Origin of the sequence: Curtobacterium sp. UNCCL20 (genome assembly GCF_900101675.1) — a bacterium.
Taxonomy (GTDB): domain Bacteria; phylum Actinomycetota; class Actinomycetes; order Actinomycetales; family Microbacteriaceae; genus Curtobacterium.
In genome coordinates this window covers 82020-95814 of the sequence record NZ_FNKG01000001.1, presented here as the reverse complement: position 1 = coordinate 95814, position 13795 = coordinate 82020, and the positions used below count along the sequence as shown (strand labels likewise).

Here is a 13795-nt window from a genome sequence, read left to right as displayed (position 1 = left end):
CGGCCGGGCTCTTCACGGGGCATTCCCGACCACTCCACTAAACTCGCCACGATGTCCGAACATTCCGTGCACCGTGCTCGCTGGGATCGTCTGACGACGGACGAACTGTACGGCATCGTCGTCCTGCGGAACCGCGTGTTCGCACTCGAGCAGCGCGTCGAGGACGAGGACTTCGACGGCCGTGACCGCGAGCCGGACACCGAGCACTGGTGGTTCGGCACGGACACCGAAGCGGTTGGGTACCTGCGACTGATCCGGGCGCGCACGGGCGAACCGCACCCGGTGGACGCGGCGCCGCCGGCGTGGGTGATCGGTCGCGTCGCCACCGATCCGGCGCACCGGGGACGCGGGATCGCGAGCCGGCTGGTCGCCGCGGTGCTCGAGACCCACGGGCACGAAGCGTTCGTCCTGCACGCCCAGGAGTACGTCGCGGCACTGTACGAGGGGCACGGTTTCGTGCGGTTCGGCGAACCGTACGTCGAGGCCGGCATCCGCCACGTGGGCATGCACCGAGCCGGTCGCTGATGGACACCCGCGCCCGGTACGCCGCCTACGCCGACCGGATCGCGCCGGTGTCGCCGTCGTACGCCGCGTGGGCGCGGTCGCTCGACGACGGACTGGTCGCCCTGCTCGACGAGGTCCCGGAGCAGCAGCGGCAACCCGAGCTCCTGTTCGCGGTCGCGCGGCGGCTGGGTGCGGATCCGTCGGACCCCGGTGCGCTCCGCGCAGTCGGCCTGGAGGCGCGCCCCGCCCTGGTCGCGGCCCTCGCCTCCGCCACGGTGCAGGCCAACGACCCGCGGCGGCTCGGCCCCGTCGTCCCGCTGTTCCAGGCGCTCGCCGCGCGGGTGCGGCGGCCGCTCGGCCTGGTGGACGCGGGTGCAGCGGCGGGGCTCTGTTCGATCCCGGACCGGGTGACGCTCGACCACCGCACCGGGGACCGCGTCGTTCGGGTCCACACCGCGGGTGCTCTGCCTGCCCTGCACCTCACCACGGACGTCACCGGCGTGCCGCTCCCGGCCGACGGGCACCCGGTCCGCATCGGAGCGCGGATCGCCCTCGACCCGCACCCGATCGACCTGGCCGAGCCGCACGCGTTCGACCGGCTGGTCGAGGCCGTCCCGCCCGAGGCGACGGACCGGACCGCCCTGATGCGCGAGGCGGCGCGCGCGACGCTCGCCGTGCCTCCAGTCCGGATCGTCGGCACGCTGCCCGGGGACCTCGACCGCGCACTGGACGCCCTGCCGGACGGCGTGGAACCCGTGGTCCTCACCACCGGCACCCTCGTCTACGTGCCGGGCGCCGACCGGCAGCGATTCGTCGACCGCGTCCGCGAGCGCGGGGTGCACTGGATCGCGCTCGAACGCACCGGCATCCTCACCGGTGTCGCGGCGACCCTGCCGGCCGGTGTCGACGCCGGGGACCCCGACGCCTTCGCGACCGCCTCGCTGGACGGGGTGGCGATGGCGCTGTCCGACCCCTTCGGTGTGCGGGTCCGGTGGCTGCGCGACCCGAACCTGTGATCGGTGTTCGCGACAGTCCAGCCGCGTGCCAGGGTCCGGATGACCTCCACCCCTACGATGTGCGAGACCCGTTACCTCCCCGTGATCGGAACCGCTGTGACCACGACCCCCGCCGAGCGCGACGCTGACCAGCTCAGCGAGCTCGCCCGACACGTGCTCGCCTTCGAGCACGAGCGGGCACGGCAGGACCGTACGCGGCACGACCGGACGAAGGAAGCGGAGATCCGGGTCGAGTTCGAGATGTCACCGGCGCGCTACTACCAGGTGCTCAACCGCGTGATCGACTCACCCGCGGCGCTCGCGTACGACCCGCAGCTGGTCGCCCGGCTGCAGCGGCTCCGACACGCGCGCACCAGCGCCCGGGCCACGCGCAGCTTCGTCGCGCCCGGTGCGGCACCCGAAGGACGTGAAGAGGAACGATGAGCACGAGATTCCCCCGAGACCGGTTCGACGACGTCGCCGACGGCCCGCGGGTCGGCGCGCACCGCGGTGCCCAGCGCCGCGGCCGCGGCTGGATCGCGTTCGCCTGGGCGGCGCTCACCACCGGTGTGCTCGTCGGCCTGGGGGTCCTCGTCCTCGCGCTCGTGAACGGCAGCTACTCGTTCGACGGGTCGACCTCGCCGTCCTCCTCCGCCTCGGCATCCGCGTCGGCATCGTCACCGGCAGGGTCGTCCGCGTCGGCGTCGCCGTCCACCCCGGCATCCCAGGCGCCGGCCGCCGGCACCCCGGCCGACCAGGGTGCGACGACGGTGGTCGTCTTGAACGGCACCAGCACCACCGGCCTCGCCGCGAAGGGCAGTGCCGCACTGACCGCCGCGGGGTGGAAGGTGACCTCGACGGGAGACGCCGGCACCACGGGCACCACGTCCACGATCGTCTACTACCAGCAGGCGGCGCAGGCGACCGTCGCGCGGGGCATCGCGAAGTCCCTCGGGGTCACCGCGGTGCAGCAGTCCGCCGCCTTCCCGAACGCCGACATCAGTGTCGTGCTCGGTGCCGACTACACCGGCTGACGCATTCGCCCGCGCTTTCCGGAGCGCATTTGTGACAGGCGTGTTTCCGGCACGTTGATTCTTGACGGGATCATCGTGAAACAACGTCACAGCCCTTGCCCTGTCGGCATTGTTCGACAAGAGTCGTGCCCAGACGGCGACTGCGCCGTCGGAACAGCACCACCGCAGGGAGCAAGAGATCATGGCCAACGGAACCGTGAAGTGGTTCAACGCCGAGAAGGGCTTCGGCTTCATCACCGTCGATGGAGGGGGCCAGGACGTGTTCGTGCACTACTCGGCAATCGACATGTCGGGGTACAAGGTCCTCGAGGAGGGGCAGGCAGTCACGTTCGACGTCGGCACCGGGTCGAAGGGCCCGCAGGCCGAGTCGGTCCGTCCCGCCTGAGCCGGCAGAACCACCTCGCGAACGCGTCGTCCCGTCCGGGGCGGCGCGTTCGTCGTGCGGTGACCGTCTCCGTGCCGTGGGTTGTCCTGGGAACTCGTCCCGTGCCTCCCGTCTGTGTTGCACTCGACCCCTCCGAGTGCCAGAATCGGCGTTGGCACTCGCTCACGCTGAGTGCCAGCACGACCCCCATGACGACGTCCGGGAGGGACGAGAAACTCACATGGCAAAGATCATTGCTTTCGACGAAGAGGCCCGCCGTGGCCTCGAGCGCGGCCTGAACATCCTGGCTGACGCCGTGAAGGTGACGCTCGGCCCGCGCGGCCGCAACGTCGTCCTCGAGAAGAAGTGGGGCGCCCCCACGATCACGAACGACGGTGTCTCCATCGCCAAGGAGATCGAGCTCGACGACCCGTACGAGAAGATCGGTGCGGAGCTCGTCAAGGAGGTCGCCAAGAAGACGGACGACGTCGCCGGTGACGGTACGACCACCGCGACCGTCCTCGCCCAGGCACTCGTCCGCGAGGGCCTCCGCAACGTCGCCGCCGGTGCCGACCCCGTGTCGCTCAAGCGCGGCATCGAGAAGGCCGTCGCCGCCGTCTCCGACCAGCTCCTCGCCAACGCGAAGGACATCGAGACCAAGGACCAGATCGCCGCGACCGCGTCGATCTCGGCCGCTGACCCGACCATCGGCGCGCTCATCGCCGAGGCAATCGACAAGGTCGGCAAGGAAGGTGTCGTCACCGTCGAGGAGTCGAACACCTTCGGCACCGAGCTCGAGCTCACCGAGGGCATGCGCTTCGACAAGGGCTACCTGTCGCAGTACTTCGTCACCGACCCCGAGCGTCAGGAAGCCGTCTTCGAGGACGCGTACATCCTGATCGTCAACTCGAAGATCTCGAACATCAAGGACCTCCTGCCGGTCGTCGACAAGGTGATCCAGGCCGGCAAGCAGCTCCTCATCATCGCCGAGGACGTCGACGGCGAGGCCCTGGCCACGCTCGTCGTGAACAAGATCCGCGGCATCTTCAAGTCCGTCGCCGTCAAGGCCCCGGGCTTCGGCGACCGCCGCAAGGCCATGCTGCAGGACATCGCGATCCTCACCGGCGGCCAGGTCATCTCGGAAGAGGTCGGCCTCAAGCTCGAGAACGCCACGCTCGACCTGCTCGGCAAGGCACGCAAGGTCGTCATCACCAAGGACGAGACCACGATCGTCGAGGGTGCCGGCGACAGCGAGCAGATCGCGGGCCGCGTCCGTCAGATCCGCTCCGAGATCGAGGCGACCGACTCCGACTACGACCGCGAGAAGCTCCAGGAGCGCCTCGCGAAGCTCGCCGGTGGCGTCGCCGTCATCAAGGCGGGTGCCGCGACCGAGGTCGAGCTCAAGGAGCGCAAGCACCGCATCGAGGACGCCGTCCGCAACGCGAAGGCCGCCGTCGAAGAGGGCATCGTCGCCGGTGGTGGCGTCGCCCTCATCCAGGCGTCCATCGTGCTCGACACCCTCGAGCTCGAGGGCGACGAGGCGACCGGTGCGAACATCGTCCGCGTCGCCATCGACGCGCCGCTCAAGCAGATCGCGCTGAACGCCGGTCTCGAGCCGGGTGTCGTCGCCGCCAAGGTCCGCGAGCTCGAGTCGGGCTGGGGCCTCAACGCCGCGTCCGGTGAGTACGTCGACCTGATCGCCGCGGGCATCATCGACCCGGCCAAGGTCACGCGCTCGGCGCTGCAGAACGCTGCGTCGATCGCCGGTCTGTTCCTCACGACCGAGGCCGTCGTCGCCGACAAGCCCGAGAAGTCGCAGGCCATGCCGGCCGGCGACCCGACGGGTGGCATGGACTTCTAAGTCCGACGCACACGAAGGGGCCCCGCACGCTGCGCGTGCGGGGCCCCTTCGCGCGCGCGCGGGGCGCGCGTCGCCGCGGCGGCGCGTCCGGGCGGCGAGCTGGCGGCGAGCGGGCGCCCCCATCCGGTGAGATCGCAGTTCGGCGGCGTCAGGCACCTCGCAGCGCCGCCGAACTGCGATCTCACCGGGGAGCCGTACTCCCGTCGTGCCTCTGGAGAGCGTTCTCGAACGCCCGGCGGAGCTGCTCGAGGAAGCTCGCCGTTCGTCGGACGTCCACCGCGGTCGTCCGGATGACGATCCACCCCTCGACCGTGAAGTCGTTGCCCCTGGCCCGGTCTCGCTCGAATGCACTGCGGTCGGTCCGGTGGTGGTCGCCGTCGTACTCGAGCGCGATGCGGAGTTCGGGCCAGGCCATGTCGACGCGGCCGATGAAGCGTCCGTCGGCGGCGTGCACGTTCACGGTTAGCTGCGGTTCGGGGAACCCGGCATCGGTCACCACCAGTCGCATGATGGTCTCCCTCCGAGACTCGGCCCCCACTCGGATCCGATCGAGGGCGGAGCGTGCACTCGTGATGCCGCGATCTCCTCGGCGGATCGTCCCGGCGAGCTGTTCGCGAGTCGTCAGCCGACCGACGCCGATCATGTGGTCTCCGAGGACGACCATGTCTCGCTCGGTGAGCACGGTCCGGCACTCGTACCAGGTGGCGGCGGGGCTGCTCACCGCTGTCCCGAGGACCGAAGTGACGCTGGCACGGTCGACAGCGACGCGGTGGCCGACCATCCCGGTCCTGCGCTCGACGGGTCCCTTCCCGACCGTTGAGACGTGGACGTGGACGAGGGCGTCGGGTTCGCCGACCGATCGGGGGAGCGGACACGACCAGAGGGCGGCCGCCGTCACATGACTCAGGTGTTGGTCTCCTCGGAGCAGGAGGCCGATGGCGATCAACCGACGGATGGGTTCGTCGTGCAGCGCTGGGAGACGGACACCTCGAGCAGGGACGACGAGATCGCGGCGGAGGAGCCGGTCCTTCCGAACGCCGGCACGCAGGGCATCCTGGACTCGGAACGGCGTGTTCGCGAATGAGCTCGGGAGGGGCTGCGGCTGTCGTGGCATGCGGTCAAGCGTGGAGCCGGATCGACAGCGAGCGGAGGCGCGCTCGACGACTGTGGACAACAGAGGAAGCGGGTCTCTTGTGGAGGAACGCTTCGCGGTGGCCCCCGCCCGTAGCGTCCGTGGCGAGATCGCAGTTCGACGGGCGAGTACCGCGACGAAGCGGCACGAAGTGCGATCTCGGCAACGCGCGGGGCGCGGCGGCGCGCGGCGGCGCGGCGGCGCGGGGCAGGGCGGCGCGAGGGTCAGAGAGTGGCGGGGGTGGTGGGGGCGGCGTAGTCGCGGGGGAGCAGGGGGAGCCACACGCGGAAGGTGGCGCCGCCGCCCTCGGTGTCGAAGACCTCGACGGTGCCGTTGTGGGCCGCGACGATGCCCGACACGATGGCGAGTCCCAGCCCCGAGCCACCGGTGTCACGGGCGCGGGAGGTGTCCGCACGCCAGAAACGCTGGAAGATCTTGTCGCGGAGCTGCGGCGGGATGCCCTCACCGTGGTCGATGACGTCGAGGTGCGCCATGCCGCGCTCGTCGTCCACGCCGATGCCGATCTCGATCGGGTCGTCGTGCTCGGTGAACCGCATGGCGTTGCCCATCAGATTCGTCACGATCTGTCGGATCTTGTTCTCCTCCGCGAGGACGATCGGAGGCCGCTTCGGCAGCACGACCGTGGGCAGCGGGGTTGTCTCGTCGGTCGGCGTCAGCGTGCCGTCGACACTCATCGCTCGGGTGCGCCGGGCTCGGAGTCGCGCGATCGTCTGCCGCGAGAACGCGATCGGCCCGGTCGTGTTGGCGGAGGACGGGGACGCCGGCGCGATCTCACCCGTCTCGGAGCCCGACGAGATCGACGAAGCCGAGGACGGCGGACGGACGGCCTGCGGCACGGTCTCACCGGTCACCGAGTCCTCGACGAGCACCTGGATCTCGCGGTCGGGGTTCGACGCCATCGTGTCGAGTGCGGAGTCGCGGGCGATCGCCACGAGGTCCACCGGCCCGAGCTCGAGCGGCTTCGATTCGTCGATGCGGGCGAGCTGCAGGAGGTCCTGCACGAGGAGGCCCATGCGCTGGGCTTCCTTCTCGATGCGCTCCATCGCCTGGGCGACGTCCTCTTCCTTGCGGAGCGCACCCATCCGGTAGAGCTCGGCGTAGCCGCGCAGCGAGACGAGGGGCGTGCGGAGTTCGTGCGAGGCGTCGCCGACGAACCGGCGCATCTGGTCGATCGTGCGCTGGCGGTCCTCGAACGCGGTGTCGATCCGCTCGAGCATCGAGTTGAGGGAACGGTTCAGGCGACCGACCTCGGTGTTCGGGGTGTCGGCTTCGAGGCGCTGGTTGAAGTCGCCCGCGGCGAACCGAGCGGCGGTGTCCTCGACGTCGCGCAGTGGATCGAACGTCGCGGTGACGAGGAGCCGGGTGAGCATGGCCCCGAGCAGGATCACCGAGATGCCGAAGCCGAGGAAGATGACGGTGAAGCGGGCGATGGTCTGGTCGGTGTCCGCGCTGGAGACGGCGACGAGCACGTAGCCGGTCTCGGTCGTGCCGCTGGTCTGGTCCTGCAGCGACGCGGGGATGACCTGGGCACGCCACTCGTGGTTGTGCTGGCTGTCGTACAGCGAGAACCGCACGCCGCTCTGGGCCGCGGCGGCGAAGTCGAGCTGGCGGATGTCCGGCCGGCTCGACGCCTTCGTCTGGCAGATCCGGTTGCTGTCGGAGTTGTACGCGGCGACGTACGCGCTCTGGGAGAGCACGACGGAGAGCTTGCAGTACTGCTCGCCGTCGCTGATGTTCTGGCCCTCGAGCTGCTCGGTCGTGTTCTTCACGCTGTTGTCGAGCTGCGACATGAGGTAGGTCGAGAGCACGGTCATCGTGCCGAGCCCCGCGACGAGCAGGCCGAGCGCCACCAACAGGACCGTGATCCCGGTGATCTTGGTGCGCAGGGAGATCCCGTCCCACCAGCGGCTCATTCTCGTGTGCATGCTGCCCCAACGATAGACAGCGGCCGCCCGGTGAAACCGGACGACCGCCGTGAAGAACGACCCAAGTGGGCCAGCGCCTTGACGGGCCAGCCCCCTGACGAGCCAGTGCCCAGACGGGCCTCGCCCCTAGGAGGCCTTCGACGCCTTCAGCATGTAGCCGAAGCCGCGCTTGGTCTGGATGATCGGCTCGGCCGAGTACTGGTCGAGCTTGCGACGCAGGTACGAGATGTAGGACTCGACGATGCCCGCGTCGCCGTTGAAGTCGTACTCCCACACGTGGTCGAGGATCTGCGCCTTCGACAGCACGCGGTTCGGGTTGAGCATGAGGTACCGCAGCAGCTTGAACTCGGTCGGGGAGAGCTCGATCTGCGCATCGCCGATGGTGACCTCGTGCGTGTCCTGGTCCATCGTGAGCTCGCCGGCGCGGATGATCGCGTCCTCTTCGTCGTTCATGGTGCGACGGAGGATGGCCTTGATGCGCGCGACGATCTCGTCGAGCGAGAAGGGCTTCGTGACGTAGTCGTCGCCGCCGACGGTGAGGCCGGTGATCTTGTCCTCGGTGTCGTCCTTGGCGGTGAGGAACAGGATCGGCGAGGTGTAGCCCGAGGAGCGGAGGCGCTTGGTGACGCCGAAGCCGTTCATGTCGGGGAGCATCACGTCGAGGATGATGAGGTCCGGCTCTTCTTCCAGCACGGCGGAGATCGCCTGCGCACCGTTGCCCACTGCGCGCACGGCGAAGCCGGCGAAGCGCAGCGAGGTCGTCAGGAGGTCGCGGATGTTCGGCTCGTCGTCGACGATCAGGATCTTGGGGCCATCGCTCATGGTCCTATCTTCTGACCGTTCCCTAGTGGTTTCCTGAGAGCGGTGCGTGCGTCAGCCCACGGGAGTCTGGATCTGGTCGGCGTCGAGGATCGTGTAGGAGTACCCCTGCTCGGCCAGGAACCGCTGCCGGTTCTGTGCGAAGTCCTGATCGACGGTGTCCCGCGTGACGAGCGTGTAGAACGACGCCGGCAGTCCGTCCTTGTTCGGGCGGAGCAGGCGTCCGAGGCGCTGCGCCTCTTCCTGACGGGACCCGAAGGAACCGGACACCTGGATCGCCACGGTCGCGTCGGGGAGGTCGACCGAGAAGTTCGCGACCTTGGACACCACGAGGACGTCGATCGACCCGTCGCGGAAGGCCTGGTAGAGCCGTTCGCGCTCGTCGACGGGCGTCGAGCCGGTGATCTCCGCGGCGTCGAGGGACTCGGCTAGGTCGTCGAGCTGGTCGATGTACTGCCCGATCACGAGGATCTGCTCACCGCGGTGCTTCTCGATGAGTTCACGGACGACCGGGGTCTTCGCCGGTGAGGTCGCCGCGAGCCGGTAGCGCTCGTCGTCGCTCGACGCCGCGTACTCGAGCCGGTCCTGGTGCGGCAGGTCGATCCGGACCTCGTAGCAGGCCGCCGGGGAGATGTAGCCCTGCGCCTCGATCTCCTTCCACGGGGCGTCGTAGCGCTTCGGGCCGATCAGGGAGAACACGTCGCCCTCGCGCCCGTCCTCGCGCACGAGGGTCGCGGTCAGACCCAGGCGCCGTCGGGCCTGGAGGTCGGCGGTCAGCTTGAAGACCGGCGCCGGGAGCAGGTGCACCTCGTCGTAGACGATGAGGCCCCAGTCGAGGGCGTCGAGCAGCGACAGGTGCGTGTACTCGCCCTTCCGGCGGGCGGTGAGGATCTGGTACGTCGCGATCGTGATCGGCCGGATCTCCTTGACGCTGCCGGAGTACTCGCCGATCTCGTCCTCGGTGAGGGTCGTGCGGCGGAGCAGCTCCGACCGCCACTGCCGGGCGGAGACGGTGTTCGTGACGAGGATGAGCGTGGTGGCCTTGACGGTCGCCATCGCCCCGGCACCGACGAGGGTCTTGCCGGCACCACAGGGCAGCACGACGACGCCCGACCCCTGCGCGAAGAAGGTGTCCACCGCCTGCTCCTGGTACGGCCGCAGATGCCACTCGTGCGTGTCGAGGTCGATCGGGTGCGGCTGCCCGGGCGTGTACCCGGCGAGGTCTTCCGCCGGCCAGCCGAGCTTCACGAGCTCCTGCTTGATCTGCCCGCGCGCCCACGGCAGCAGTTCGACCTCTTCCGGAGAGCGCATGTTGCCGAGCAGCGGCTTGATCCGCTTCGACCGGATGACCTCGGCGAGGACCGTGGGTTCGGACGCGGTGAGGAGGAGGACCGGCTGGCGCTCGAGTTCCTCGGTGGGGGAGTTCGCGATCACCGGCGCGTCGGGCCGTTCCTCACGCCGGATGACGAGCCGTCCGTACCGGGCCACGGTGTCGCGGATGTCGACCGTCACGCTCTGCGGCACGGGGAACTTCGCGAAGTGCTCGAGCGTGTGGATCATGCTCTCGGCGTCGTGCCCGGCGGCCCGCGCGTTCCAGAGCCCGAGCCGCGTGATCCGGTACGTGTGCACGTGTTCCGGTGCGCGTTCGAGTTCCGCGAACACCGCGAGGTCGTGGCGCGCGTCCTCGGCGTCGGGGTGTGCCACTTCGAGCAGCACGGTGCGGTCGCTCTGCACGATCAGCGGTCCGTTCATGACGGATGAGCTTATGCCGCGAGCCTGCGAACCGGTGCGGTCCGGTCTGCCTGTGGAATCACGCGTCGCTCTCCACAGCCACCACCAGGGAGAGCGGCAGGGTGCGCTCGACGTCGGCTGCTGTGTCGCGCCCGCGGACCCGTCCGGCCGCGATCGAGGTCGGCACGATGGAGAACGGCCGCTCAGTGCCGTCCGGCATCCGCACGGTCAGCCGGATCGGGGTGCGTCCGCGGACGGCGAGGTCGATCTGCCGCCCGAGCCACTCCTGCTCGGGCTCGGTGTCGCCGCGCTCGGTGGTGACCCGGAGCCGTTCCACGAGTGCGTGCGCCGACTGCTCTGGGTTGCGCCCGCCACCGCGTCGACGGCCTGGAGGCGCGGATCCCGTCGCGGGGCGCGCTGCGGCCGTCAGGACGGCCGGGTAGCGCTGGTCCTCCAGCGCCCGGTGCACGACGTGCGGGGGGTACCGGGTCACCAGGGTCGTCAGGTCGCTGCGCTCCCACGCCAGCTGCCGGAGCTCGGCGTCCACCCCGACGAGGTCGAGCTGGTCTGCGGTGCCGTGCACGCGGGAGCCGGTGCCGTCGGGTCCGAGGTCGACGACGATGCCGCCGTCGCGCGAGGCGACCTGGTCGACCAGGTAGGCGAGGGGCTGTGGGATCCCGGTCGCCGACAGCCGTTCGAGCAGCCCGAGGACGTCCTCGCGGGTGTGTCCGTCGCGGAGGGCTCGGCGGAGCGAGTCCTCGGAGATGCGGTACCGAGCGGCGAGCCCGGGCGCCTCGAGGACGGCGACGCTCCGGAGCGCTGCGTCGTCGGCCGGTGCTAGCGGGCCCGGGGCGATCACCGTGAGGTCGTGCTGCAGGTAGACGCCGTCCACGGTGTGCGGGAGGTCCGCGGCGGCGAGCGTGGCGTCCCCGTCGAGCAGGGCCCGGCCGGTGCTCGTGACGATGCCGTCGACGGTGACGCCGAGTGCCGCGGCGGTGCCGGCGACGTCGAGCAGCACGGCGTCGAGCCAGCGGGCACCGGCCGGGTAGGCCCAGCGACCGACGGCGACCAGGTCGCGCAGGTCGTCGCCGGCGGCGCGGAGGACGTCGCGCACGGCGGGGTCGAGCGTGCCCGACCACGACGACACCAGCGTCGACCAGCGGTCGGGCCAGCTCGCCACGAGCCAGGCGTCACCGGCGGGCGTGGTCTTCCACGTGCCGTCGTCCGGGTCGGTGAACCCGATGCGCTCGAGGAGCGCCAGCCGATCGGGCACGACCGGTGCGTCGGACCCGGCGCGCTCGGCCAGCGTCTTCGCCAGCGGGGTCCCGATGCCGCCCTTGACGAGCTCGCGCACCCCGCCCTCGGCCACGGCGCGGAGGAGCTCGGCCAGCACGGTCATCGTGGCGAAGGCCTGCTCCGAGCCGATCGTCCGGACGCGCTCCTCGTCGACCACCTGTGGGGCGGCGCCGGCGGGGCGGGCGTCAGCCGTGCCTCCAGGCAGACCGGCGAGGTCAGGGTGCGCGGCGAGGCGGGCCGTCACCGCGTCGTCGACCCCACCGTCGTCGTCCGCCAGGCCGAGCGCGACCGCCGGGGCGAGCGCGTCGGCGTCGCCCGAGCCGTCGCGCAACGCGAGGAGCGTGGCACGGGGGAGGTGCTCGATCGCGGCGTCCACCGCGTCGTCGGTGCGGAGCGCTTCTGCGAGGTCGAAGAAGTCCGACACGCGCAACGGGCCGGCATCGGCGAAGACCGCCGTCGGCAGCCGTCGGGCCACGACCAGCCGTTCGAGGGCGTCGTCCGGCATCGCCCGGAGCCGGGCGGCGAGGTCAGCGGTGGTCGTCATCGTCCGCCGCGATCGATCGACGCGGGCCTCAGTGCGTCGCCCGGTTCGCCCGCGCCCTGCGCGTCCAGGTGATGCCGAGCAGCGTGAAGACGAGCACCATGCCGATCGGGAAGCCGATGAGCGGGATCGCCATGATGACGGGCCACGGCATCGCCGACTGCGCGCTCGGGACGGTGAGCCACATGACGATCATCGCCGCCATGCAGAGGAACGCGGCGATGAAGATCCCGCCGACCATGAACGCGAGAGCGCGTTCGGTACGATTGAACGTCACCGGGGGTTCCGCGGAATCCTGCGTGTTCCCGGTGGGACGGGTCGGCTTGGCCATCGACCCAGGATATCCGACGCACCACGGCCGATCCACGATCACGAGGAGACCGACGAATGCCCACCGGCAAGGTCAAGTTCTACGACGACCAGAAGGGGTTCGGGTTTATCACCGGCGACGACGGCGAACCCGTCTTCCTGCACGCGTCCTCGCTGCCCGACGGCGTCACGTCGGTGAAGGCCGGATCGCGCCTCGAGTACGGCGTGGTCCAGGGGAAGAAGGGGTCGCAGGCGCTGTCCGTGCGGCTGCTCGACCCGCAGCCGTCCCTCGCGAAGATGTCCCGGCGATCGGCTGACGACATGGCTGTGATCGTCGAGGACCTCGTGAAGGAGCTCGACCGGATCAGCGGGGACTTCCGGCACGGCCGGTACCCGAAGAACGGCACCCGTATCGCCGCGATCCTGCGGCACGTCGCTGACCAGTTGGACGCGTGAGATGACCGAGACCGACCCTTCCCCCACCACGGACCTCACCGCGCTCGCGCGGAAGGCCCTCCTCGAGGTCACCCCCGAGTCCACCGTCGGTGGCGCCGCGGGCACCGTCGACGAGGGCGACGGCGTCGTCTCCGTGCTCTTCGCCAACCGCATGCCGGGGTACCCCGGATGGCGCTGGACCGTGTCGATCGCGCACGTCGAGGGCGATGACCCCACCGTGCTCGAGGTCGAACTCATGCCGGGCGACGGCTCGCTGCTCGCGCCGGAGTGGGTGCCGTGGTCCGAGCGGCTCGCCGAGTACCGCGCCGGGCAAGACACCGAGGGTGCCCACGACGAGGACGAGGACGAGGACGCCGACGAGGACGCCGACGAGTCGGACGACGACGAGGACGCCGACTACGACGACTCGGACGACGACGACGAGGACGACGACGACGAGTCGGATGACGACGAGGACGACGACGACGAGTCGGATGACGACGAGTCGGACGACGACGAGGACGATGACGACGACTTCGACACCGACGAGGACGACCTCGACGAGTCGGACGACGACGACATCGACGGCGTGGACGTCGATCAGCTCGACGACGACGCTGCCGAGGACGAAGGCGACAGCGACAGCGACAGCGACGAGGACGAGGCCGAGTCCCCCCAGCCGTCCCGCGGTGCCCGCCGCCGCGCCCGCCGGGTGTCCCCGGTCGACCCGCACGACGACCTCGAGGTCGACCGGCTCGACGCGGGCGAGGTCGACCCGGACCACCACCGCCCCTGACGCCGGGGGAACGCAGGACGGCCGCAGTCCCA

The 13795-nt window shown here is 70.4% G+C and carries 15 protein-coding genes; 9 read left to right on the top strand and 6 right to left on the bottom strand.

Annotated elements, in window-relative coordinates; all coding sequences use genetic code 11:
- The first annotated feature begins 51 nt into the window (after positions 1-51).
- The 6 genes from BLT36_RS00460 (at position 52) to groL (ending at position 4758) form a co-directional block, all read left to right on the top strand.
- Complete coding sequence (locus BLT36_RS00460; RefSeq protein ID WP_092090967.1) at positions 52-525, top strand: GNAT family N-acetyltransferase; 474 nt, start codon at positions 52-54, stop codon at positions 523-525.
- Positions 525-1520 carry a DUF2332 family protein gene (locus BLT36_RS00455; protein ID WP_092090965.1) on the top strand — a complete coding sequence of 332 codons (996 nt, stop codon included), beginning with the start codon at positions 525-527 and terminating at the stop codon, positions 1518-1520. The genes BLT36_RS00460 and BLT36_RS00455 overlap by 1 nt, the downstream gene beginning before the upstream one ends.
- Before the next feature lie 96 nt (positions 1521-1616).
- Positions 1617-1943, top strand: a complete 327-nt coding sequence (locus BLT36_RS00450) for a DUF3263 domain-containing protein (protein ID WP_254787261.1) — start codon at positions 1617-1619, stop codon at positions 1941-1943.
- The gene (locus BLT36_RS00445; RefSeq protein ID WP_092090961.1) at positions 1940-2533 is read left to right on the top strand and encodes a LytR C-terminal domain-containing protein; all 594 of its coding nucleotides are present in this window, start codon (positions 1940-1942) and stop codon (positions 2531-2533) included. Before BLT36_RS00450 ends, BLT36_RS00445 begins: the two co-directional genes overlap by 4 nt.
- A 181-nt stretch (positions 2534-2714) precedes the next feature.
- Positions 2715-2918, top strand: coding sequence for a cold-shock protein (locus BLT36_RS00440; RefSeq protein WP_022903461.1), 204 nt, complete (start codon positions 2715-2717; stop codon positions 2916-2918).
- Positions 2919-3138: 220 nt separating this feature from the next.
- The gene (gene groL, locus BLT36_RS00435) at positions 3139-4758 is read left to right on the top strand and encodes a chaperonin GroEL (protein ID WP_092090960.1); all 1620 of its coding nucleotides are present in this window, start codon (positions 3139-3141) and stop codon (positions 4756-4758) included.
- Positions 4759-4939: 181 nt separating this feature from the next.
- Here the strand turns inward: groL and BLT36_RS00430 are convergent, their stop codons facing one another.
- A complete protein-coding gene (locus BLT36_RS00430; protein WP_139166298.1) occupies positions 4940-5479 on the bottom strand; it encodes a PDDEXK family nuclease in 540 nt (179 codons plus the stop codon).
- A 102-nt stretch (positions 5480-5581) separates the two neighbouring features.
- Between BLT36_RS00430 and BLT36_RS00425 the strand changes: the two genes are divergently transcribed.
- Entirely contained in the window at positions 5582-5842 is a 261-nt protein-coding gene (locus BLT36_RS00425) for a hypothetical protein (RefSeq protein WP_139166297.1), read from the top strand.
- A gap of 272 nt (positions 5843-6114) precedes the next feature.
- Here the strand turns inward: BLT36_RS00425 and BLT36_RS00420 are convergent, their stop codons facing one another.
- The 5 genes from BLT36_RS00420 to BLT36_RS00400 form a co-directional block, all read right to left on the bottom strand.
- Positions 6115-7836, bottom strand: coding sequence for a sensor histidine kinase (locus tag BLT36_RS00420; protein ID WP_092090954.1), 1722 nt, complete (start codon positions 7834-7836; stop codon positions 6115-6117).
- A 126-nt stretch (positions 7837-7962) separates the two neighbouring features.
- Entirely contained in the window at positions 7963-8658 is a 696-nt protein-coding gene (locus tag BLT36_RS00415) for a response regulator transcription factor (RefSeq protein ID WP_017888045.1), read from the bottom strand.
- Positions 8659-8709: 51 nt separating this feature from the next.
- Positions 8710-10407, bottom strand: coding sequence for a DNA repair helicase XPB (locus BLT36_RS00410; protein ID WP_092090952.1), 1698 nt, complete (start codon positions 10405-10407; stop codon positions 8710-8712).
- A gap of 58 nt (positions 10408-10465) precedes the next feature.
- The gene (locus tag BLT36_RS00405; RefSeq protein ID WP_092090950.1) at positions 10466-12226 is read right to left on the bottom strand and encodes a helicase-associated domain-containing protein; all 1761 of its coding nucleotides are present in this window, start codon (positions 12224-12226) and stop codon (positions 10466-10468) included.
- 28 nt (positions 12227-12254) lie between these two features.
- Positions 12255-12554 carry a hypothetical protein gene (locus BLT36_RS00400; RefSeq protein WP_092090947.1) on the bottom strand — a complete coding sequence of 100 codons (300 nt, stop codon included), beginning with the start codon at positions 12552-12554 and terminating at the stop codon, positions 12255-12257.
- 56 nt (positions 12555-12610) lie between these two features.
- Between BLT36_RS00400 and BLT36_RS00395 the strand changes: the two genes are divergently transcribed.
- Together BLT36_RS00395 and BLT36_RS00390 are read left to right on the top strand one after the other, a co-directional pair.
- Positions 12611-12988, top strand: a complete 378-nt coding sequence (locus BLT36_RS00395; protein WP_022906598.1) for a cold-shock protein — start codon at positions 12611-12613, stop codon at positions 12986-12988.
- Position 12989: 1 nt separating this feature from the next.
- Positions 12990-13763 (top strand): DUF3027 domain-containing protein, encoded by a 774-nt coding sequence (locus tag BLT36_RS00390; protein WP_092090945.1) that lies wholly within the window; start codon positions 12990-12992, stop codon positions 13761-13763.
- Positions 13764-13795: the final 32 nt, after the last annotated feature.

What these genes read in the sequence shown, in the direction of transcription:
- BLT36_RS00440 (WP_022903461.1), top strand. Translation starts at nt 2,715, where the DNA reads ATGGCCAACGGAACCGTGAAGTGGTTCAACGCCGAGAAGGGCTTCGGC.
- BLT36_RS00410 (WP_092090952.1), bottom strand. Translation starts at nt 10,407, where the DNA reads ATGAACGGACCGCTGATCGTGCAGAGCGACCGCACCGTGCTGCTCGAA.
- BLT36_RS00460 (WP_092090967.1), top strand. Translation starts at nt 52, where the DNA reads ATGTCCGAACATTCCGTGCACCGTGCTCGCTGGGATCGTCTGACGACG.
- BLT36_RS00400 (WP_092090947.1), bottom strand. Translation starts at nt 12,554, where the DNA reads ATGGCCAAGCCGACCCGTCCCACCGGGAACACGCAGGATTCCGCGGAA.
- groL (WP_092090960.1), top strand. Translation starts at nt 3,139, where the DNA reads ATGGCAAAGATCATTGCTTTCGACGAAGAGGCCCGCCGTGGCCTCGAG.
- BLT36_RS00395 (WP_022906598.1), top strand. Translation starts at nt 12,611, where the DNA reads ATGCCCACCGGCAAGGTCAAGTTCTACGACGACCAGAAGGGGTTCGGG.
- BLT36_RS00420 (WP_092090954.1), bottom strand. Translation starts at nt 7,836, where the DNA reads ATGCACACGAGAATGAGCCGCTGGTGGGACGGGATCTCCCTGCGCACC.
- BLT36_RS00390 (WP_092090945.1), top strand. Translation starts at nt 12,990, where the DNA reads ATGACCGAGACCGACCCTTCCCCCACCACGGACCTCACCGCGCTCGCG.
- BLT36_RS00405 (WP_092090950.1), bottom strand. Translation starts at nt 12,226, where the DNA reads ATGACGACCACCGCTGACCTCGCCGCCCGGCTCCGGGCGATGCCGGAC.
- BLT36_RS00445 (WP_092090961.1), top strand. Translation starts at nt 1,940, where the DNA reads ATGAGCACGAGATTCCCCCGAGACCGGTTCGACGACGTCGCCGACGGC.
- BLT36_RS00415 (WP_017888045.1), bottom strand. Translation starts at nt 8,658, where the DNA reads ATGAGCGATGGCCCCAAGATCCTGATCGTCGACGACGAGCCGAACATC.
- BLT36_RS00455 (WP_092090965.1), top strand. Translation starts at nt 525, where the DNA reads ATGGACACCCGCGCCCGGTACGCCGCCTACGCCGACCGGATCGCGCCG.